This window comes from Nostoc sp. (assembly GCF_036916735.1).
Lineage (GTDB): Bacteria > Cyanobacteriota > Cyanobacteriia > Cyanobacteriales > Nostocaceae > Nostoc.
This window is the reverse complement of sequence record NZ_JBALFV010000002.1, coordinates 1-21,229: the sequence shown is the minus strand read 5'-3', so window position 1 is coordinate 21,229 and position 21,229 is coordinate 1. Positions and strand designations below refer to the sequence as shown.

Here is a 21,229-nt window from a genome sequence, read left to right as displayed (position 1 = left end):
GTGTAAGGGGAAGGGAGCAAAGGGGAAGCAAAAAAAGAATTCGAGCAGCCTGCAAAGAGCAGGGGAGAAAGTTTCCTCTTTTTTGTCTGCTTTTAGGTTTCCTGCTTCTTCATTTTCCCAAGTTCCCCGCTCCTCTGCTTCTTCAGTCACCTACAAAGATTTAAGTCCAAGAGGCGACGGACAGTTACCTGCGGCAATATTCTACTATACCCAATGGGTAAACCCCCACCAGAGCTAGGTTATTTCGTAGTCCATAACTTAACAGCCCCGAATTCTCACTTCAATTTATCTTCTTATGAAAACGATAGATTGTAAAATATGAAAAATTAACTTTAGAATCCAGGTTATACAAATCGCTCATCTGTTTTTCCATCAATCCTTTGGGAAATAGATGTTCACGATTAATTACCATCAAAACTGTATCTGCACGATTCGTTAAATTTTCAATTTTTTCTGCAAACTTTTCATCAGTAATCCTCTTCCTTAACTGATTCCCTAATTTCTGTGCATTCACAGTTAGAGGGTCACCATAGTATCTAAATAATCTGAGATTACCAAATAGAACTACAGATTTTGTCGAAGATGAACGATTTTTTATAATGTATTGGATTGCAGAGCGGTAGTCATCTTTCCTATAGCGATCATTGAAGTAGTAGTTAAAAATAGAATAAATATTCACAAATATTAGAGATATGACAGCTATTTGACCAAACTGAGACACTCCATAGCGCTTTGAGCTAATACTAGTCCTTTGACTCAAAACTGATGGAATAAGGATAGCAAGTAGTAAGGAAAGATAATAAGAGTGACGCGGTACCCAATTAAATTTAGTGACTATAGCTAAAAGCAATCCTAGTAAAAATGCCATGACAAAAACAGAAGCAAAGAAGTAATCAGGATGCTGCTCTCTATTATTTTTTTTATGTTTAAATAAAACTTTTACTAAAGCCAGAAAAAGTACAGTACTGACAATCACTAATAAAAGTATGTGAGGCCAGTAATGAACCACAACCTGTACTTTATCATCACCACGCAATTGCTCAGTTGAAGGCCCATACGTTGTCCCCACTAAAATTCCATATAACACAAAAATCATATTTTGAATTACGGGCAATCCTAAGCGAGAAACTTCAATGCTGTCTGGCTCAGTTGCTCCAGGTAGAGTCAGGTAATATAAAACTGGCGGTAAAGATAAAAACGCAGCAGGAATCCACCATTGTAGCCATTGCCTTAAATTTCTATAGATAGCAATATGAGAGAGACATAAAGCTACAGTGGAAAAGCAGAAATTAATATTAGTAAAAACTCCTATGGCAGTAAAGATACTAAATAGCCATATTGAAAGACCTCGATTATCTTCATTTTTAACTAATGCTGCGCTGAAGAAATATAGTTGAAGTGAAGAAATAAAAATTGCTAAAGCATAAATTCTTGCTTCTTGGCTGTAGTAAACACAGAAAGAACTGAATGTTATGATTACCAGAGACCATAAAGCGTGCTTTTTTCCATATATCCGCAAAGCAGTAAAGTAGATAGCGATAGTTGAGCCAATTCCTAAAATAGCAGAGAGTGAACGAAGGGCAAATTCACTTTCACCAAACATCTGACGCCAAAAATATAGAACTATAAAGTATAGTGGTTGAAATCTATCACTATTTTTTACAGTTCTGACGTTTGCAATGCTTTCTTGAAATGTCGAGGCATCAGTAAGACTTAAGGTCAAACCCTCGTCAAACCAAAGACTCTGTTTTGACAACAGAAAAAAGCGCAGGAAAACACTCAAAATAATCACTATTAAAACAAATAGATAATATTTCGACCATTTCTGGTTTAAAACTTTAATCATAATTTTATTTCCTCTTGATGAAACTCCAGCAATCACTGCTGCACACTTTATTTCAATCAAACTTTCAAAACCAAAAATTAAGTAACTGCTTCAAATCAATGTAATCAGTTAAGCATAGTCTTACTGCTTACCTAAAGCAATTGCCCCGATTCCGCTCAACATCAAACCCGCTCCTAACCATTGCAAAACTAAGATTTTTTCTCGCAAAAATACAGCACCAGTGATCATTGTAAATATAATTGTTAATCCTATTACTACTGGATAGGCAACAGATAAATTCAACTTTCCTAAAACTACTATATAAAAAATCGTACTCAGTCCATAAGTACAAATCCCTCCTAGTAAATAGATATTTAACGGATTTTGTCCTGCTCCTAGTTTCAATAGATTTTGAGCCAGTGTATTTAACCCTACTGTAATTAGAATCAGTAAACTAAAAATTATCTGGTTATTCATAGGGGAAATTTAGTTACTTTATAAGGTAAATTTTTTTGAGTAAAAGAGCAATTTATAAGAAGCTTTCATAGCCAGTAGCATTGTCAAAAGCCCAAAGTTCTCCTCCAGATGGATAAGGTATCTGTACCCATTTGCCAGCTAGTTTTTCCCACCATCGGGGCGGGTGCGGTAGACTGGCAACCTGGATGTAGCCACATCCACAAAGTAGTGAGCCAATAAAATCTGTATGTAAACTATCACCAACGACGATTACATGTTTTGCGGGTAGGCGCATATAAGCTATTGCTTGTCGAAATGCAGGGCGAAAGGGTTTTTTCGCTGGACTAAGTGCTGGAATATCAAGACGATGAGACCAATATTTGACACGATAGCGACGTTTTCCATTTGAAAGGATAAAAAATTGTAATCCAGCTAACTTTGCTTGTGTAATCCAATCTTCTGCATAAGGAGATAAGTAGCGATCATCTTCCGAAACAATTGTGTTATCTAAATCGAGAATAATTCCTTTAACGCCGCAAATTTTGATTTTGTCAATTTCTATCTGAGCTAATGTATGGACATGTGGTGGAAGTTTATGGCGTTTCTCTTTAAAACTCAATCTGCGCCACTTCATCAAAAAAGCTTTGAAGTTTTTCATCCAAAAATTCCCTTGCTGAAAACTCTTGTATTAACTCATTTACTAGATTACGCCTTATGTGAATTCAAAATTATCAAGCAATATCAAAGGTTTCAGCCTTAGCTTAAATTTTAAACTCTAGCCTTATGAATGAGACTACATTGTTTCAGCCTTCAACTCACATAAGCCGTAGATTTATTCGATCAGCCCTTGATGTTTGAGCAAGAGAATCGCAAAGCAAGTGATCACCCAACCAAGAACAGTTAATAGGATGGGTAAATCTTTTAATAAAACTTCTTCTGGTCTTTCACTGCGTCCACCCTGTTCAATAGTGTCATTACTGTAACTAGTAATTTCTTGAGGATCACTCAGCAGTTGATAGCGAAAAATTCCATATAAAACAAATGGCAAAGTGAGTAGCATCCAAGAGGTACGTGCCCCATGCAAGTAAGGGCCTGCACTCCAAAGAGTATAGGTGACAACCGTACATGTAGTGACGACATTTTCCATGCGAGCCAGTAGGGGCAAGGAATAATATTTGAGCACAGAACGAGGCTTGTTACCTTTAATTTGTGCTAACCGTAGTTCTGCTTTGCGCTTTTCAATACCCAAGAATAGCGCCAGCATTGCAGTGCAGATTAAAAACCAATTAGATAAAACAATGCCAGTAGCAGCAGCACCGGCATAGGCTCGTAGGACAAATCCGGTAGCGATCGCTCCAATATCCAAAATCACTATTTTTTTGAGTCGCAGATTATAGGCAATCTGCAACAGGGCGTATGCAGTTATGGCTGCACCCAACTGGGGCGATCGCAACCACCCAAAAATCAGAGCACTACCCAACAGCACCAATGCCATAACACTAGCAACACGGGTGCTAACCAATCCAGCAGCAATTGGCCGCTTACATTTTACAGGGTGCTGACGGTCAGATTCAACATCCGCGATATCATTGATTAAGTAGAAGCCACTTGATGCACAACAAAATAATACAAATGCCAATAGGCTACCTAGTATAGATTGCACATTGATGCTAAATGCAAACAAGGGCGCCGCAAACACCACCAGGTTTTTTGTCCATTGTCGCGGTCGCATAGCAGCTAGATAGTGCCCCGACTTCTTAGAACTAGTTAAAGATTTTTCTACTACTGAATTACGTCGAGAGTCCATAAGTATTTCCCACTTTTATGTCTCAGGAGAATTTAGATTGAACAATTTTCCCAGATTTTATTAATTTTTTTAGTAAAAATAATTACAAATCTTTACCTAGAGTATATTACTCTTGTTGAGTAATGTTTTGATATCACAAAGAATGTTTTTATGAAATCTTTATTTAAAATTTATTGAATCTTTATCTAATAATTTAATTGTGCGTGAATACGTTGTGTAACTGGTATCGTTTTACAATTCATGTAATGCCCGTTTTTGTCAATGCGTAATGCATTGAATAATAAGATACTATTTGAGTACTTAATTACAGGTGCTATACTGTATGAGAACAAGCTTCAATATCACTTAAGTTGTAAAGGCTTTAGTGTTAACTATAAATGAGGTAGTTAGAAGAACTTGCTACACCAATGTTTACCTCAACCAAAAATTTGAGCTATAGACCTAGTGAACGGACTAAATCTCCGTTAAGCTATCAATAGTTTGCTTCACAAAAAAATTAGCCAGTTAGCCAATGATAATTTTATGTAAAAATGTTTAAATTTTGTATGGAAGATTCAATAAAACTCACAGATGTTTTTTTAGGCGATTTCTCGGTTAAATCTATTAAATCTTTAATGATAATATTGCTATGAATGCACATAGAGGATCTGCTGTGCTCAGTTCTGCAACTTTTAAAGTGCAACCATCTGCAAAAGGACTGAACGATAATCATCGCCTGCGGCTGTTTTCTGGCTCTGCCAATATACAACTGTCTCAAGAAGTTGCTCGTTATCTGGGCATGGACTTGGGGCCAATGATTCGCAAAAGATTTGCGGATGGAGAACTTTACGTTCAAATCCAAGAATCGATTCGGGGTTGTGATGTCTATTTAATTCAGCCATGTTGTCAACCCGTGAACGATCATTTAATGGAATTATTGATTATGGTTGATGCCTGTCGTCGAGCTTCTGCGCGACAGGTGACAGCAGTAATTCCCTACTATGGCTATGCCCGTGCCGATCGCAAAACGGCAGGAAGAGAGTCAATAACTGCCAAGCTAGTTGCTAACTTGATTACCGAAGCAGGGGCTAACCGCGTTCTAGCAATGGATTTGCACTCGGCTCAAATTCAAGGCTATTTCGATATTCCTTTTGACCATGTTTACGGTTCGCCAGTATTGCTGGATTATCTAGCAAGCAAAGAACTGCCCGACCTTGTGGTTGTTTCCCCTGATGTTGGCGGTGTAGCGCGAGCCAGAGCATTTGCGAAAAAACTAAATGATGCCCCACTGGCAATTATTGACAAACGTCGTCAGGCCCATAATGTTGCCGAAGTGTTAAATGTCATCGGCGACGTTAAAGGCAAAACGGCAGTTTTAGTGGATGACATGATCGACACTGGAGGCACGATCGCAGAAGGAGCGCGATTACTACGTGAAGAAGGAGCGCGTCAAGTATACGCCTGTGCAACTCATGCAGTGTTCTCTCCACCAGCGATGGAACGGTTATCCAGTGGTTTGTTTGAGGAAGTCATTGTCACCAATACAATTCCCATACCAGAAAACAATCGCTTTCCCCAACTAGTGGTGCTGTCAGTAGCTAATCTCTTAGGAGAAACTATCTGGCGGATTCATGAAGATACTTCAGTCAGTAGTATGTTCCGCTAGGCAATAAAAGACTGGTCATTGGTGTTCCACATATAAATTACCCACACTGTCCCCTTGATCGGGTGTAGTGTGGGCTTTTAGTTATTACTCTCTTTCTTTAAGAACCTGAACCTTGAAAAATAAATACTGTAATCTTGCTAACCTCTTCTAGTCCATTGTGATGGTATCCAACAAAAATGGATCGCTATGTACAGTAGTAAAATGGATGCAGCACTGCCAAGTTAGAGTATTTTGATTTAGTTTAGACAATTTGGCTAAAGAGGACGAAAGGATGGTTACAACTCCTAAAAAAGTAATTTCAGTTTTACCTCTGGAAAATGGTGATCGCTTATCTCGCTACGAATTTGAGCGTCGCTATCAGGCAATGCCGCATTTAAGAAAAGCTGAACTGGTTGAAGGAGTTGTGTATATCATGGCATCGCCACTGAGAATTAAAAGTCATGGCGAACCACATGGAAACCTGATCGGGTGGTTGTGGAATTATAAAACGGCAATGCCTGGCGTTGTTATGGGAATTGAACCTACAGTGCGTTTAGATGCGGATAATGAACCACAGCCTGATGCGGTATTATTCATTCCGGGTAGACAGGCATTGATTAGTGAGGATGATTATATTCAAGGCGCACCCGAACTGGTGATCGAAGTGGCAGCAAGCAGTGCAGCCATAGATTTACATGATAAAAAACGCATCTATAGACGGAATGGAGTACAGGAGTATGTTGTCTGGCGAACATTAGATAATCAGTTGGATTGGTTTAAGCTGCAAGCGGACGAGTACGTTTTGCTACCAACAGATGAGTAGGGAATTATTCGCAGTCAAGTGTTTCCGGGGTTGTGGTTGTCGGTAGTTGCCTTACTCTCAGGAGAAATGGCAACAGTGTTATCTGTGTTACAAACAGGTTTAGCTGCCACTGAACATCAATAATTTATGCAAAAGTTGAATGAGACTATCGAAAAGCAATAATAGATATGTAGTGAGTTTTTTCAAAAATCAAATAGGAGTCCTATATGTTCCTGAAGAAGTTATAGAAAAGCTTTGTTGCACGAATCAGGAAAATGATGAAGACGAAATAATATACTTATCCAAGGGTGTCAGGTGAAGTAGCGCAACTGCCCAATACTGAGAAAGGAATTGATGATTGAGTGGTGGCTGGTGGCAAGCTGGTTTACAAAAAACTCTTTCTCTGTGCCCCTACGAGGCTTTCTTCGTTCTCATAAGAAGTTAAAAATATGAAACCTAAAAAAGTTAAAATTAAGACTAGAATTGGGATCACTGATGAGCTTATTCATGATGAACTTACGCAGTTCGGTTTAATAGAAAATCATTATATTTAGGGTACACCTAAATTAAACATTGGGATCATATATTATTTATAATTTGACAATTTTATTGTCAAATTTTTAATTGAAGACGATCAAATTAATGGAATATATATAAGGGATCTTGAAAAAATAGGAGTTCCTGTTTTTGAGGATTCTTTAGAATGTGATGAGTATGGAAAAGCCCTCTTAGAAAAGGCTAATAAAAAAGATAACTCCTTACCGATACAACCAAACCCGAAGTAGAGAAAGCAGCTGCTCAGTATCTACAGGCTTGGTAATGTAGTCAGAGGCTCCAGCTTCGATGCACTTTTCGCGATCGCCTGGCATGGCTTTAGCAGTTAAGGCAATTATTGGTAATGAACGAAACTGTTGTTGCTGGCGGATGGCGCGGGTGGTTTCGTAACCATCCATTTCCGGCATCATAATGTCCATCAAAACTATATTAATGTCAGGATTAGTTTGCAGCCTCTCTATACCGTCTCTGCCATTTTCGGCAAACAGCACTTGCATTTGATAGCTTTCTAAAAAGCTAGTGAGGGCAAAAATATTTCGTAGATCATCATCGACAATTAAAATTGTCCGATTAGCCAGCACCGGGTCATTTTGGTGTAGTCGCTCTAGTATTTGCCGCTTTGGTTGAGGCAAATTTGCTTGCACTCGATGCAAAAACAGGGCAGTTTCGTCTAACAACCGCTCTGGCGATCGCACATTTTTAATGATAATTGTCTCTGCTAGTCCTCTGAGTTGTGTTTCTTCTTGTCGGCTGAGTTCTTTGCCGGTGTAAACGATAATCGGCAGTTTCAAAAGCCTGGGTTCTTGCTTTATCTGCTCAATTAGTGCAAAGCCACTCATGTCAGGCAGTCCGAGATCGAGTACCATACAATCAAAGTGATGCGATCGCAAAATCGAGAGAGCTTCTGCCCCCGTACCCACTGCTGTACTCTGAACATCACTATTACCGATTAGTTCGATAATACTTTGGGCTTGTACGGGGTCATCTTCTACGATCAGGAGATTTTTTACCTGACGTTCAATAAAGCCTTTAATCTCAGTTAAGACCTGAGTTAGCGCTTCTGGAGAAACGGGTTTTTGTAGATAAGTAATTGCTCCTAGTTGTAATCCCCGTTGCTGCCTTTCATCAACAGAAAGTATATGTACTGGTATGTGTCTGGTGTCTGATTTATGTTTCAGACGATCTAGCAGTGTCCACCCATCCATCTCTGGCATGTGGATATCTAGCATAATTGCATCGGGCTTAAACTGTTGCGCTAGTGCTAGACCTTGTTTGCTCTGTAAGGCAACAATAGTTTTAAAGCCCTGCTCACGGGCCATATCTAATAAGATGCGGGCAAATTTATCATCATCTTCGATAATTAGCAAAATGCGATCGCCCGGTTGAATGATTTCCCGGTCATCTGGGATATCCTTAGCAAAGGTGGGAAGCACTTTCGCCGATGGAGAGGTGTCTTGAGTTATGGGTCTGTTTTCGACTAGAGGCACTTCTTTTATGAGCGATGCCGCGCGGATAGAGGTGATTGGCAAAGAAGGTGATGGAGTGAGAGTATTTTGATCCTTCCCTTCATGTCGCCTCGGCAAGTAGAAAGTGAAAGTGCTTCCCTGCCCTGGTTGGCTGACTAGTTCAATTTTCCCGCCCAACAGTTGAGCCAGTTCGCGGCTAATGGACAAGCCCAAGCCAGTTCCCCCGTATTTGCGGCTGGTTGTGCCATCTGCCTGCTGAAATGCCTCGAAAATAACCTTTTGCTTCTCGTCTGGAATACCTATACCTGTGTCGCTAACTGCAAAAGCAATCATGGGATTATCAGCTTCGCCTGCCTTAGTTGCTATGGCAATTTGTAACTTCACACCTCCTTGTTCGGTAAACTTAAAGGCGTTAGCTAGGAGATTTTTTAGCACTTGTTGCAGACGTTTGGAGTCGTTATAAATTGTTGGTGGTAACTTTTCATCTCGTTCAATAGTAAAGCTGAGTTGTTTATTGTGGGCAACTTGCTGGAAAGTCTGCTCTAAATATGTCTCCAAATCTACAAGAGCAATTTGCTCAATATCAAGCGACATAGTACCCGACTCAATTTTTGCCAAATCTAGAATGTCATTGATCAATTCCAGCAAATCAGTCCCAGCCGAGTAGATAGTCCGGCTGTACTCTACCTGTTTGTCGGTTAAGTTGTTAAGGGAGTTATCTGCTAGCAGCCTTGCTAAAATTAACAGGCTATTTAGCGGTGTCCTTAATTCGTGGGACATATTCGCTAAAAATTCTGACTTATATTTGGAAGACAAAGCCAGTTGTTCAGCTTTTTCTTCAAAAGACTGCCTCGCCTTTTCAACTTCCTGGTTCTTGTGGGCAACTTCCCGATTTTGGACTTCTAACAATTCTGCCTTTTCTTCTAGCTCCTCATTTAGTTGCTGCAATTCTTCGTTAGACTGCTTGACCTGAAATTGCGATTCTTCCAATTGCTGCGCCTGTTCTTCTAGGCGTTGATTGCTCTGCTGTAGTTCTTCTTGCTGGTTTTGCAGTTCTTCTGTTAAAGCAACAGACTGTTCAAGTAGTTGCTGGGTTTGCAATTGTGAGGCGATGTTATTTAAAAATACACCCAGAATTTCACTCAATTGCTCTAAAAATGTCAGATGCAGATGGCTGAAAGGCCCAAAAGAGGCAAGTTCAATTACAGCACTCACCTGCGTCTCAAACAGTATAGGCAAAACAATAATATTTAACGGTGGAGCTTCTCCCAAGCCAGAACTGATGCGGATATAGTCACTAGGAACTTCTGTTAACAGAATTCTTTGTTTTTCTAAGGCACATTGTCCCACTAATCCTTCACCCAAACGAAACTGGTTTGCTAGATTTTTTCGCTCTTTGTAAGCATAACTACTCAGTAGTTTCAGTACAGGCTCGTTGTCTATTGAGTCCATGAAATAAAAAACGCCCTGGGATGCCCCAACCATTGGTGCTAAATTGGACAATATCAGGCCAGACGCAGTTTCTAAATTTCGATGCCCTTGGAGCATCTGGGTAAATTCAGCTAAGTTAGACTTTAGCCAGTTTTGCTCGTCATTTTTTTTATTTGTGTTTCGCAGATTAACGATCATCTGGTTGAAGGTGCGTGTCAAGACACCAATTTCATCGTGGCGATCACTATCTGGTAAACTCACCAATAAATCCCCATCCGCCATTTTTTCTGCCAAATCAGAAACTTGCTTTAGCGGTGCTGAGATATGTCTAGTTAGGATAAATCCGATTAAAGCTAAGATTAAAGAAAATAAGGGAATAGTATATACAATGCTGGCGATCGTTTTTTGAGCAGCAGCTTGTGCCTTTTCAGAGCGCTGTTTCAGTAGCGTATTCTCCTCAGTTTTCATCGCCTGGATAACTTTGCTAATCTCAGCCATCAGTTGCTTGCCTCGGTCTGTCAAAACCACCTTCTGGGCAGCTTCAAAACTTTGGTTCTGACGCAAGTCAATGGTTTGTTTCAGTTCAGCCAGCTTTTGATCGATTAGTGACTGTAAAATATCAAGCCGACTCTGTTGGTTGGGGTTATCTGCTGTTAACCTCTGAAGTTCGTTAACTTTTTGATTCAGTACTTGAATGGCAGTGTTATAAGGTTCTAAATAGCGCTGTTCTCCAGTAATAAGGTAACCACGTTGCCCAGTTTCAGCATTTGTCACTTGCAAGTTGAGGTCTTCAAGCTGACTTAACACCTGGTAAGTATGGCTTTCTTGGCGCGAAGTTTCAATTAGCTCATTGGTACTTTGGTAGGAGATTAGACCAATAGTGGTCAGAGTTGCCAAACTCAGAGCAAAACTAATTCCAATTTTGGTTCCAATCTTCAAACTTTTCAACATTCTTCCAGGCAGATATTCTAATGATTTCTATTTATTGCACTATTCAAATTATGTTTTAGCTATACATTTTTTAAATATTTACTTTATATTGTATATGTCTAATTTTTGCACCCTTAATATTAGGAATTTCCTTTTAATATTCTTAGAGAAAATGTTTATTTTTATAAATTCAATTTTTTATAAAAATATACTGGAATTATATACATTTTGACATTTCTCTATTTATACACAACTTATATATGGAAATAGTATAACTTATTTCAGAAGAAGTAGCCACCAATTTTTTGAATTTAATCTGGTGATAGTTAATTAAATTATGATTAGATAGATTATAAATTCAATAATATAGTTTCGCTAAAGAATGGTGGTTTTTATGAACGCAGTAGTTCACCCAACAAGACCAAAATTTTGCAAAGGACAAAAGTAGAATTTATCGGTGGATTGGGAACCATAATACAATACTCTCCTAACTCTGGATACTGGTCATACCTTATAGAAATGGAAATAGGTTCAGAGCCAGAAATGGGTAGGATTGGTTATGAAACTTTAATTTTACTATTTGAAACAGATATTATTTTACTCCAAGACGAACCTCTTGCAGCTTAAGTTTCAGTATCAAATGCTCTTTTTAGTAAAAAAATGATTAGATAATATTAAATAATTTAACAATCGTTAGATTATTTTTTATAATGCTTAAACAGCTTTTATAAATGATAAAAACTATTATAATTTACCTAAAATCTGTAATTAATAATTCACTATGGTTCGCAGAAAGCAGTAGTATTTTATAATAGTCAAATTATATATAAAATTTAAGCTAACATTAGTTTAACCCTAACTACTTAGATAAATTGAACTTAAAATTTTATCTTATTTTTAATATAGGTCTAACTAATTAATTTTAGTTATTTAAAACAGTATTTATTTTGGATTTTTGTGAAAGCTTAAAATATAACAAGGTAACTTATACTTAGATATAAATGATTATGTTATTTCTAGTAAAAACAGTATATATTCCTAAAAAGTATCGGGAATATGTAGAATTCAGGTATAGTGTAAAATCTCTTAAGATTGGATTTGATCTTTAGGTAATGCTATCATCATAAAATCCTTATTTGAGAACAATTCAGATTCAGATATTAAGCTAAACATATTAACTAAGAACCTGGCGAGCGATCGCTTATACTCGGATTAACTACAGATGGGCTATAGATACAAAATTTTTCAATTTTGTGATTTTCTAAAATAGCTCTTGCACCTGCCATGTAAATATCAGTACTATTTAGGATTAATAAGTAATTACCAAGGCTAACTTGATATTCATAATATCTGGCTAGTTCTTCAGAAACTCCTAAAGTAGTATAGTTATCTTTGGAACTGCTGATATCTACCTCGGTAATACCATTGAGTGTGTTTGTATCTTTAGCGATCACTGAAACTTGAGCCATAGGAAAGCCAGCGATTTTTAGTTCAATGAGTGCTTTTTCTGTGTCTTGGCGTGTAGAAAAAACACCAACTGCATTTTTATAGCGGCTATTTGGGGTCAAGTATGGCTCATAAATGCTCCATTCTTGAAGATCGCGGCGATTAAAAATCCTTTTAGCAAGACGAATCTCTACATCTATACCGGTGACTATCATTAAATAGTAACCTTTGCAAATTAGATTACCGTAACCCTGTCCTTGCTGTTTAGGAATTCCTAAACCTAATAGGACACTATGCAAATCACCTGCGGTTGCACTAATCGCACTACCTCTTAAAGTAGCAGCGATCGCAGTTGCTTCTGCCCCGGCTATAATGATTCGTCCTATACCAGGAATTACCCAGAAGACTAAATTGACTAATAAGCCAGTAATACTCCCTAAAATACCCTTTGCGTTTATAAAGGTTTCAGCACCTTCTAAGGATGTAGTATTGCCAGTGCGATCGTTAACTTCAACACTAGCAATATCACTTTTTTCTTCTACATTCCGTGCAATTATAGAAATTTTGTGCATAGGAAAATTAGAAGTTTTTAGTTCTTTAACTACTAATTGTATATCGGAACACTTAGCGAAAACTCCTATAGTTGTTCGCTCTTTTTGTAATGTCATTTTATCGGTTTATTGCAGCTTTAAGCAATTCCCAAGAGTGTTAGGTGATATGAGTAACTACACAGCTCGTCGAGTCAGTAAACCCCAAAGGAAAATTAGTAGCATAGCTCCAAGAACAGCAAATAAAATGCTTCCAAAGGAGAAAGCTCCAGCAGATGCAGCTGCTGCCGAACCACTTCCTAGTAATACTTGACCCAAATAACCCCCAACTACTGCTCCAAGTATTCCTAATACTATAGTGGAGACAATACCGCCACCTTGGGTTCCTGGATAAAATAACTTAGCTAACGCACCCGCAACTAAACCCAAAACCAGCCAAGCAATAATATTACCCATTGAATTTCTCCTTTGTTAAGAATCTTATTTATTTCGACTATTTCATATTAAAGTTTTCCTTCAAAATTCCTGATCTATCTAGAGAACTAATATCAAAAATCTTTAGATATCATTTGAATATTCACTTCTTTGTCTTTGAGGATGAATATATAAATTTAGTACCAGTACAGTAAGCACGGAAGTAAACATACTATTATAAATAGCGCAAGAGCTTAGAATATAATTATTTTGACTTTTGACTTTTGACACTTCGACTACTTCGACTATGCTCAGTAGAAGTCCGCTCAGTGTTAACTTTTAAATTCCCTGTAAAGGTTGACTTCTGCCTTGCGATACTAGTTGCTCACAACTCAGGAGTGAGGACTATAGAAAGAGCTAGTTGATAAAGTTGGCGACGGGGAAGGGAAGTAAATTTTGCTAACTGACGGCTAGCTTGTGATCGCGATATCCCCTGACTAATTAACTGTTTCAATTCGGCTTTCAATTCTTCTTCTGTCAGTTGGGGCTGGTTAGGTGGAATTCCTGCCACTACTAATGTATATTCACCTTGGGGTTCTCGTTGGTTATAGTGAGCGATCGCCTCGGCAATTGTCCCCCGCCAAAATTCTTCATACAATTTAGTTAACTCCCGCCCTAACACAATTTGGCGATCACTTTCCCAAACCTCTGCTAAGTCTTGTAAAGTATCTCGCAAACGGTGGGGCGATTCGTAGAAAATCAATGTGCGAGATTCTGTTTGCAGAGATTCTAAATGTTCTTGTCTCTGTTGACTTTTAGCAGGAAGAAAGCCTTCAAAGACAAACCGATCCGTTGGTAATCCAGCTGCACTCAATGCCGTAATTGCTGCACTAGCACCAGGAATGGGAACTACTGCAATTCCCGCCTCAATGCAGGCTTTTACCAGTTCATATCCAGGATCGGAAATTCCTGGCATTCCAGCATCGCTTACCAGAGCAATCGCTTTATTGTTAACTAAATGCTCTAATAATTCTGGGATGCGGCTGGTACGATTGTGTTCGTGGTAACTCATCTGGGGAGTTTTAACTTGAAAATGCTGTAATAGTTTCCCTGTGTGACGGGTATCTTCTGCAGCAATGATATCTACAGTTTGTAAAATTCTCACCGCCCGAAAGGTTATATCTTCCAAATTGCCAATTGGTGTGCCGACAACGTAAAGTGTTCTTGGTTTTGGATCGGTTTGCATGAGTAAGAGTTAGGAGTTAGGAGTTAGAGACGCGACGCCAGTCGCTACAACGGGGAGCCACTGCGGTCTTCTCCCAAAGGGAGAGGCTAGCGCCAACCAAGGGGTTTCCCCAAGTGGAGCAAGTGGCGTGGGAACCCCCACAACGCGCTGGCTCATTAATCGCGTCTGTACAGGAGTTAAAAATAATAATTTATGCACCTATACGAAAATATATGACAAATGGATAATCTAAAATCCAAAATCGCTCAACTGAGTGTAGCCGAAGTCCAAAATCGCTCGACTGAGCCTAGCCGAAGTCCAAAATCGGATCGTGGGTTATTTGTAGGTTTAGTAACTTTAGATTTGATTTACCTTGCTAACTCTGCTCCTAAGAATAATCAGAAGATTGTTGCTACTGACTATACTGTGGCAGCAGGGGGGCCAGCTACAAATGCAGCTGTGACTTTCAGCCATTTAGGAAATCAGTCTACAGTTTTGGGTGTAGTGGGTTCTCACCCAATGACGCAGCTAATTCGGGGCGATTTGGCAAATTACAAAGTTGCGATCGCAGACCTTGAGCCTACCACTGATTTAGCACCGCCTGTCTCCTCAATCATTGTCACCCAAGCCACGGGTGAACGAGCTGTAGTTTCTATCAATGCTGTCAAAACTCAAGCCAACAGCGCATCTATCCCGCCAGATATTTTGCAAAATGTCGATATAGTACTGATTGATGGACATCAAATGGCGGTTAGTTATTCCATAGCCCAAATAGCTAAAGTCAACAATATCCCAGTAGTAATTGATGGTGGGAGTTGGAAGCCTGGATTTGAGCAAATTCTACCTTTTGTAAATTACGCCATCTGTTCGGCTAATTTTTATCCCCCTAACTGCCAGACTGGAGAAGACGTTTTTACTTATCTTGGCGGATTTGATATTCCTCACATCGTTATTACCCACGGACAAAAACCAATTGAATACTTAAGTGACACTAAAACTGGTATCGTAGATGTACCGCAGATTCAAGCGGTTGATACCTTAGGGGCAGGAGATATTTTCCACGGTGCTTTTTGTCATTACATTTTAAAAGCAAGCTTTACTGATGCACTGACACTAGCAGCTAATATTGCTGCTGATTCCTGTAAATTTTTTGGCACTCGGCGCTGGATGAATTTAAAATAATTCGTAATACTCGCCTCCGGCGAGAAGCAAGCTACGTAATGGGCTACGCCCCGCTACGCTCTAAGCAAAGCTATGCCGCAGGCTTTACGTAATTCGTAATTTAAGACTTGAATTACGAATTAAAAATTAGTAATTAGTTAAATTAAGTATTGCTGTACCTCCCGAATCACGTTATACATATTTTTAATTCAGGTCAAATTAATGAAAGACTTACAAGAAATATTAGCGATCGCTCGTGAGATAGGTTGGGGTGCAGCAGAGATACTGCGATCGTATTATCACGGGACTGCAAAAGACCCTAACTTAGAAGTACAATATAAACAAAATGAGCCTGTTACTGTTGCCGATGTAGCTGTGAGTCAATACATTTTGCAGAGACTACAAGCAACTTTGGGTAATGAAGATTTTGCTTATATCAGCGAAGAAACCTATCAATCTCCAAGTGGTGTAGCACAGCCTTCCACCCCTTGGGTATGGATAATTGATCCTTTAGATGGCACACGAGACTTTATCGAAAAAACTGGAGACTATGCAGTTCATATTGCTTTAGTCAAGGAAACACGCCCAGTTTTGGCAGTAGTGGCAGTACCAGAGGCTAAAAAGTTATATTATGCTACCAAAGGCGGCGGTACATTTGTAGAAACTCGTGATGGTTCTGTTCCTTTACAAGTGTCGTCAGGCAAACGAATTGAAGATTTAACCTTAGTCGTTAGTCGCTCTCACCGCAACCAACGCTTAGATTATTTAATACAAAACTTACCCTGTCAAAGTCAGAAAGCTGTGGGTAGTGTAGGTTGTAAAATTGCCACCATAGTCGAGCAGCAGGCAGATATTTACATTTCCCTTTCCGGCAAGTCTGCGCCCAAAGATTGGGATATGGCAGCACCAGAACTGATTTTAACAGAAGCTGGCGGTAAATTTACCCACTTTGACGGCACTCCGTTGCAGTATAACACTGGTGATATCAATCAATGGGGAGGTTTGCTAGCTAGTAACGGTGAATATCACGAGATGCTGTGTAAAGAAGCAGAAAGGATTTTAGCAAAGTTCGAGCATAGCTAAATGGGGTATTTGAAGATGAATATTTTTAAATTTGCTTTTAAGTAAAGTTAGCCATGTTATGATTAGCCTGACTACCGATAATAATCTTACCCCTTAGTCCACAGTTTAGTTTTCAAAACACTAAATACCAGGGCGATCACTAGTACCGCAACGTGGAAGTCACGCATTTATAAGTCAAGGCTTCGGCTTACCTCGGCTTACTTCAACTACGCTCAGTACAAGTCGCTCCGCACAAGTCGCTCAACCTTGATCCTGAGCGCACTTGTACGCTCGCTTGTCCTCTTGGTAGTCGTAAAGCCTGCGGCATAGCTACGCTTGGGGCACAGCCTTTCCAAGAGTTGGGCGTAGTCGAAGTAGTCAAAAAGTCTAAAGTCAAAAAGCTTACATTATTAACTCTTCCCTGATTGTGAATGGTATCTCTATTTACGCCGTACTGTACTACTTGATTCCGATTTACTGTTAAAAGTGTAACTTTTATAGTGCAAGCAAAAAAAGCCAGTCTTTGAAAAGTTTACAAACCTACCCTTAAGGTTTGATTTGTGAATAAAATTCACAATAAGACGAGATTCAAAGGCTGAAGGCTGTGCTAGACTCATGGATATAAAGATTATTTTCGGTTGAGTAACTCGTTTTGATTTCTAAAAAGTGTCTCTCCGAATTTAACTATCTACACTCCCTGAATTCGGAGATTTCTATGTCAATTTACGTCGGAAACCTGTCCTATCAGGTTACAGAAGATGACCTAAAGCAGGCTTTTGCAGAATACGGAAAAGTAAATCGTGTTCAACTCCCCACAGATCGGGAAACAGGCCGGCCGCGTGGGTTCGCTTTTGTGGAAATGGAATCAGACACACAAGAACAAGCTGCCATTGATGCACTTGATGGTGCTGAGTGGATGGGACGTGATTTGAAAGTGAATAAAGCTAAACCTCGTGAGGAAAGAAGCAACTCCTCTCGTGGTAACTGGGGTGGCGCTAATCCCCGCCGCAACAATAATCGCTACTAAGTCGATTCCTAAAAATTTCACATTTAGAATCTCCAGCAGATAAAGCCAAAGGCTGCACTCTGCTGGAATATTTTATAGCTATACTATATGACTCTCGCCAGATAAAGATTTAGAACCCTTTGTTGTAATTAGTTTTTATAAATCTAAGGTTAGGTTGAGTTAACGTCTCTACACACCACAATACCTAACCAATAACCTTAACCGAACCGTATTGCTACCCAACCTACATTGAAGTTATTTTTTAGGCTTAACGAACATTATTGAAACCCAACCTACAACTTACAAATATTTTATTTTTTCAGAGTAATAAAGAGCGATAGTTTGTTGAGTTTCATTTGCGGAACTTGCAGCAATATAAATGTATCTTCTTATATATCCATAAAGTATTGTAGATATCGTTAGTCTGCAATCCTTGGCTCTGGATTTTCAAGAAGATGTTACGACTTTATCATTTATTATTAGGTCTTATTTTGCTGATGTTAATACCAGTGGGAGCAAAATTTATTCTCCCTCAATTTTCTGCACCCAAAGTAGTAAAATTCCCTGCCGTTGCGGAACTTCCTAACCCTAATGAAGGAAATATCTGGCAGAAAATCCTGGGAAATACTGCTGCTCCAACGAACTGGCAAGTTGTTCCTTGTAAGGGAAATGCGCCTTTATTGTGTGTGTCGTCTAAAGGAGAACTTTTGGGTACAGTTGAGATTAACGTTTACCCATTAGCAAACAACGAGGATTTTCAAAAGAAACTCATAGCAGTCGGGATTCCACCTGGTTCCCAAGTGGACTATCAAAGTTCCAAATACCAAGCCAAAGTATTAGCAGCACTCAAGGCTTGGGTTGCAGACCATTACGCTGCTTTTGCCAAAGATCGTCAGGGTGAATATGGAAAAGAGATTACTTTGTTAACCTACCCACCCCAACCAGTACCCATTGGTAAGCTTCAGGGAATACGCTATGGGTTCGCCGGACTCAAGCAAAAAGGTGGAGTAAAAGAGCAACATATTGGTCATATTGCTTTTGATGGCAATAAACTTTACGTAATTACCACTGCCTTTGACCCAAGTTCGCAAACAGGTAAGTTTGATAAATTGGAAAACCTGGCTATTTTTCAACCTTACTTATATGCGATCGCAGCAGATTTGCGTTTACCTTAATTGGTATTGGGAATTGGCTATGGGGCATTTGCACTGAGCTTGTCCTGAGTTCAGCCCGAGCGGAGCCGAGGGGCGTAGCCGAAGGGCGTAGTCGAAGTATTGAGCATTGGTCAATAATTAATAGTTATTCTCCCCTACTTCCCCTGCTCCCCTTACTCCCCACTCTCAATCAACCTAAATCTCAGCTACCGCCCGTTCAATCAAGCGACGTGCTAAAGTTTGTGTGCCAGTGTGTTCATAATAATTTGTTGCTACATCTAGGAATGCCGCGAGGTAATCTAACTTGTCATCGGCAATATCTACAAAATTTTGCAAGTTGCGGACAACCTTTTGTGGCGTTAAATTATTCGCGCTGACAATACCACTCATCCAACCTTTAACTGAGTCAAAGCTTTCGCCAATAAAGTTGAGTTTACTACCAGCATTGTTCCCTGGAATCACATCTTTGATGTTTTGAAAAGTTGAGTTTTGTTCTAACTCGTGTGGATTTGTTTGATTAAGCCCAGATATTGCTTTGCTGATAAAGTCTGGGCCCAGAGGGATCAAACCATCAACGCAAATTAATGCCACCATGCGGATGAGCGATTCACCACTATACTCACCTAAAGAGGCGACAAAATCCCTAATACTATCTCCGGGAATGCCGTTAATTTGACAGAAGGCTACTAACTCAGCGACTAATTTTAATGTCAAATCAATGGTTTGGGCTTTGTCTGGTTTAGGAGTGACAGAGTTTAAAAAACCCAATAATGGAATTTTCTCGCCAACTTTGTTAGCTAAAGCTGCTGCACCAAGTGCTTTATCTGTACCATCAACGGTTTGATATAACCATAAGGCTGTTTGGTATCCTTGAGATTTATCGTTAAATAGATAAATTGCTCGTTCACCAATTTGCTGAATTAAACCTTCGTCGTCTTCCCCAGTTACAGTCTTAATGGTATTGACAAAGCCGACGGTATTGTGCCATTGGCCAGGAGCAACAAAATCGAGAGAATTCAATATAGAAATGGTCAAGCCACCGGTTGGCAATTGATCAACTAAATCAACAATTGATTTGCTCACAAAAATCTCCTTATTTAGGTTTTGTTATCTGAATATTCGTAGTACAAATCATTTCAGTTTAGCCAGACCATTAAGATTAAACTTCTCTAGCCAATCTGCACGCTCGCTAGCTGTAAATGACGGATCGCGGGAAAGTGCTTTTACTTGGTACTTACCTACCAAAATTGCAGTTTGCGTCTTACCAATTTCTACTGCGGGATAACCGCCAATTTTTTTGGTGCTTTTCGAGAACTTTGCTACTGCACTAGGTGTGCTTGTCGTATCAGAAATAGACAGCAAGGCTATATCTTTACCGCCTTTTTTCAACTTCGCTTCCGCAAAGCCTTTTTTCTCTTGAGTATAGACGCGCTGGTAGCCATCGCCTGCATCAGGGAAAAGTTTATTAAATTCGCTACCCTGAGTTGCGGTCTTAGACACCGATTGACCGCTTCTTTGTTGAGTGCTTTCTTTTTGCGCCTGGTCAAAACGTCCAGGTGTTTTGGGTGTACAGGCTGTTGTCAGTAGTACCACTGACAGCAACAAAGCAGCTATTACCCTACGCCCACGGTGTAAAATCATTCCTGGCTTCTCCTTATACTTGAGCTTTGAGGCAATTATCTGCGCTGCTAGCAATTATTACCCGTAAAATTTACTTTTTGATAATTATTGCCTAAGTTTTGAACTATAGCGGTCTAGTTTTGATGCAACACGAATCATTTTGCAGTTCAAAAAAACGTACCAATTAACCCAATGCAAAAACGCCCCCCCTTTCGGGAGAGCGTCTTTTACTTATAGATAATCGTGAAGATTGTATCTCAGATTAGAATTAACCGTTGATAAGAGGAGCGCTCATTGCAACAGGAGCAACATCACCTGCGGCCAAATCTAAGGGGAAGTTGTGAGCATTACGCTCGTGCATTACTTCCATACCCAAGTTAGCCCGGTTGATTACATCAGCCCAAGTGCTGATGACGCGACCACTTGAATCAATGATTGATTGGTTGAAGTTGAAACCGTTCAAGTTGAACGCCATTGTGCTTACACCCAAGGCAGTGAACCAGATACCGACTACAGGCCATGCTGCTAAGAAGAAATGCAGTGAACGGCTGTTGTTGAAAGAAGCGTATTGGAAGATTAACCTCCCGAAGTAGCCATGTGCGGCAACGATGTTGTAGGTTTCTTCTTCTTGACCGAATTTGTAACCGTAGTTTTGAGACTCGGTTTCGGTGGTTTCACGAACTAGTGAAGAAGTTAC

At 39.5% G+C, this 21,229-nt stretch carries 16 protein-coding genes and 2 pseudogenes; 7 read left to right on the top strand and 11 right to left on the bottom strand.

Translation table 11 applies throughout. The features are described 5' to 3' along the window. Window positions 1-280 precede the first annotated feature (280 nt). From V7L20_RS01070 to V7L20_RS01055, 4 genes are all read right to left on the bottom strand, one after another. Complete coding sequence (locus tag V7L20_RS01070; protein ID WP_334742285.1) at window positions 281-1,906, bottom strand: glycosyltransferase family 39 protein; 1,626 nt, start codon at window positions 1,904-1,906, stop codon at window positions 281-283. Between the two features lie 60 nt (window positions 1,907-1,966). Beyond that, complete coding sequence (locus V7L20_RS01065) at window positions 1,967-2,302, bottom strand: SMR family transporter (RefSeq protein WP_334742284.1); 336 nt, start codon at window positions 2,300-2,302, stop codon at window positions 1,967-1,969. A gap of 52 nt (window positions 2,303-2,354) precedes the next feature. Continuing rightward, a complete protein-coding gene (locus V7L20_RS01060) occupies window positions 2,355-2,939 on the bottom strand; it encodes a YqeG family HAD IIIA-type phosphatase (protein ID WP_334742283.1) in 585 nt (194 codons plus the stop codon). Window positions 2,940-3,113: 174 nt separating this feature from the next. Then, the gene (locus V7L20_RS01055) at window positions 3,114-4,088 is read right to left on the bottom strand and encodes a decaprenyl-phosphate phosphoribosyltransferase (protein ID WP_334742282.1); all 975 of its coding nucleotides are present in this window, start codon (window positions 4,086-4,088) and stop codon (window positions 3,114-3,116) included. Window positions 4,089-4,716: 628 nt separating this feature from the next. Here V7L20_RS01055 and V7L20_RS01050 point away from each other — a divergent pair. Both V7L20_RS01050 and V7L20_RS01045 read left to right on the top strand, forming a co-directional pair. Beyond that, window positions 4,717-5,733: a ribose-phosphate pyrophosphokinase gene (locus V7L20_RS01050; protein WP_334742281.1), complete on the top strand. Its 1,017-nt coding sequence runs from the start codon at window positions 4,717-4,719 to the stop codon at window positions 5,731-5,733. A 271-nt stretch (window positions 5,734-6,004) separates the two neighbouring features. Further along, window positions 6,005-6,658: pseudogene (locus tag V7L20_RS01045) on the top strand (Uma2 family endonuclease). A 614-nt stretch (window positions 6,659-7,272) separates the two neighbouring features. Here the strand turns inward: V7L20_RS01045 and V7L20_RS01040 are convergent. Beyond that, window positions 7,273-10,917, bottom strand: a complete 3,645-nt coding sequence (locus V7L20_RS01040; RefSeq protein WP_334742280.1) for a response regulator — start codon at window positions 10,915-10,917, stop codon at window positions 7,273-7,275. 408 nt (window positions 10,918-11,325) lie between these two features. On the opposite strand from V7L20_RS01040, the gene V7L20_RS01035 reads away from it, so the two are divergent. Then, window positions 11,326-11,523, top strand: coding sequence for a hypothetical protein (locus tag V7L20_RS01035; protein ID WP_334742279.1), 198 nt, complete (start codon window positions 11,326-11,328; stop codon window positions 11,521-11,523). A gap of 551 nt (window positions 11,524-12,074) precedes the next feature. Here the strand turns inward: V7L20_RS01035 and V7L20_RS01030 are convergent. The 3 genes from V7L20_RS01030 to rsmI form a co-directional block, all read right to left on the bottom strand. Beyond that, window positions 12,075-13,010 (bottom strand): hypothetical protein, encoded by a 936-nt coding sequence (locus V7L20_RS01030; protein WP_334742278.1) that lies wholly within the window; start codon window positions 13,008-13,010, stop codon window positions 12,075-12,077. Between the two features lie 57 nt (window positions 13,011-13,067). Next, window positions 13,068-13,346: a GlsB/YeaQ/YmgE family stress response membrane protein gene (locus tag V7L20_RS01025; protein WP_334742277.1), complete on the bottom strand. Its 279-nt coding sequence runs from the start codon at window positions 13,344-13,346 to the stop codon at window positions 13,068-13,070. Between the two features lie 343 nt (window positions 13,347-13,689). Beyond that, complete coding sequence (gene rsmI, locus V7L20_RS01020) at window positions 13,690-14,550, bottom strand: 16S rRNA (cytidine(1402)-2'-O)-methyltransferase (protein WP_334742276.1); 861 nt, start codon at window positions 14,548-14,550, stop codon at window positions 13,690-13,692. A 219-nt stretch (window positions 14,551-14,769) separates the two neighbouring features. On the opposite strand from rsmI, the gene V7L20_RS01015 reads away from it, so the two are divergent. The 4 genes from V7L20_RS01015 to V7L20_RS01000 all read left to right on the top strand — a co-directional run bounded on the left by V7L20_RS01015 (window position 14,770) and on the right by V7L20_RS01000 (window position 18,933). Beyond that, window positions 14,770-15,711, top strand: a complete 942-nt coding sequence (locus tag V7L20_RS01015) for a sugar kinase (protein ID WP_334742275.1) — start codon at window positions 14,770-14,772, stop codon at window positions 15,709-15,711. Between the two features lie 201 nt (window positions 15,712-15,912). Continuing rightward, complete coding sequence (locus V7L20_RS01010; RefSeq protein WP_334742274.1) at window positions 15,913-16,773, top strand: 3'(2'),5'-bisphosphate nucleotidase CysQ family protein; 861 nt, start codon at window positions 15,913-15,915, stop codon at window positions 16,771-16,773. Window positions 16,774-17,467: 694 nt separating this feature from the next. Then, window positions 17,468-17,779 (top strand): RNA recognition motif domain-containing protein, encoded by a 312-nt coding sequence (locus V7L20_RS01005; RefSeq protein WP_334742273.1) that lies wholly within the window; start codon window positions 17,468-17,470, stop codon window positions 17,777-17,779. Between the two features lie 434 nt (window positions 17,780-18,213). Then, window positions 18,214-18,933, top strand: a complete 720-nt coding sequence (locus tag V7L20_RS01000; protein WP_334742272.1) for a hypothetical protein — start codon at window positions 18,214-18,216, stop codon at window positions 18,931-18,933. 174 nt (window positions 18,934-19,107) lie between these two features. Here V7L20_RS01000 and V7L20_RS00995 read toward each other — a convergent pair whose 3' ends face one another. From V7L20_RS00995 to V7L20_RS00985, 3 genes and pseudogenes are all read right to left on the bottom strand, one after another. Then, entirely contained in the window at window positions 19,108-19,995 is an 888-nt protein-coding gene (locus V7L20_RS00995) for a hypothetical protein (RefSeq protein ID WP_334742271.1), read from the bottom strand. Window positions 19,996-20,043: 48 nt separating this feature from the next. After that, window positions 20,044-20,553 carry a hypothetical protein gene (locus tag V7L20_RS00990; RefSeq protein ID WP_334742270.1) on the bottom strand — a complete coding sequence of 170 codons (510 nt, stop codon included), beginning with the start codon at window positions 20,551-20,553 and terminating at the stop codon, window positions 20,044-20,046. A 247-nt stretch (window positions 20,554-20,800) separates the two neighbouring features. Next, a pseudogene (locus tag V7L20_RS00985) lies at window positions 20,801-21,229 on the bottom strand (photosystem II q(b) protein); the annotation flags it as partial.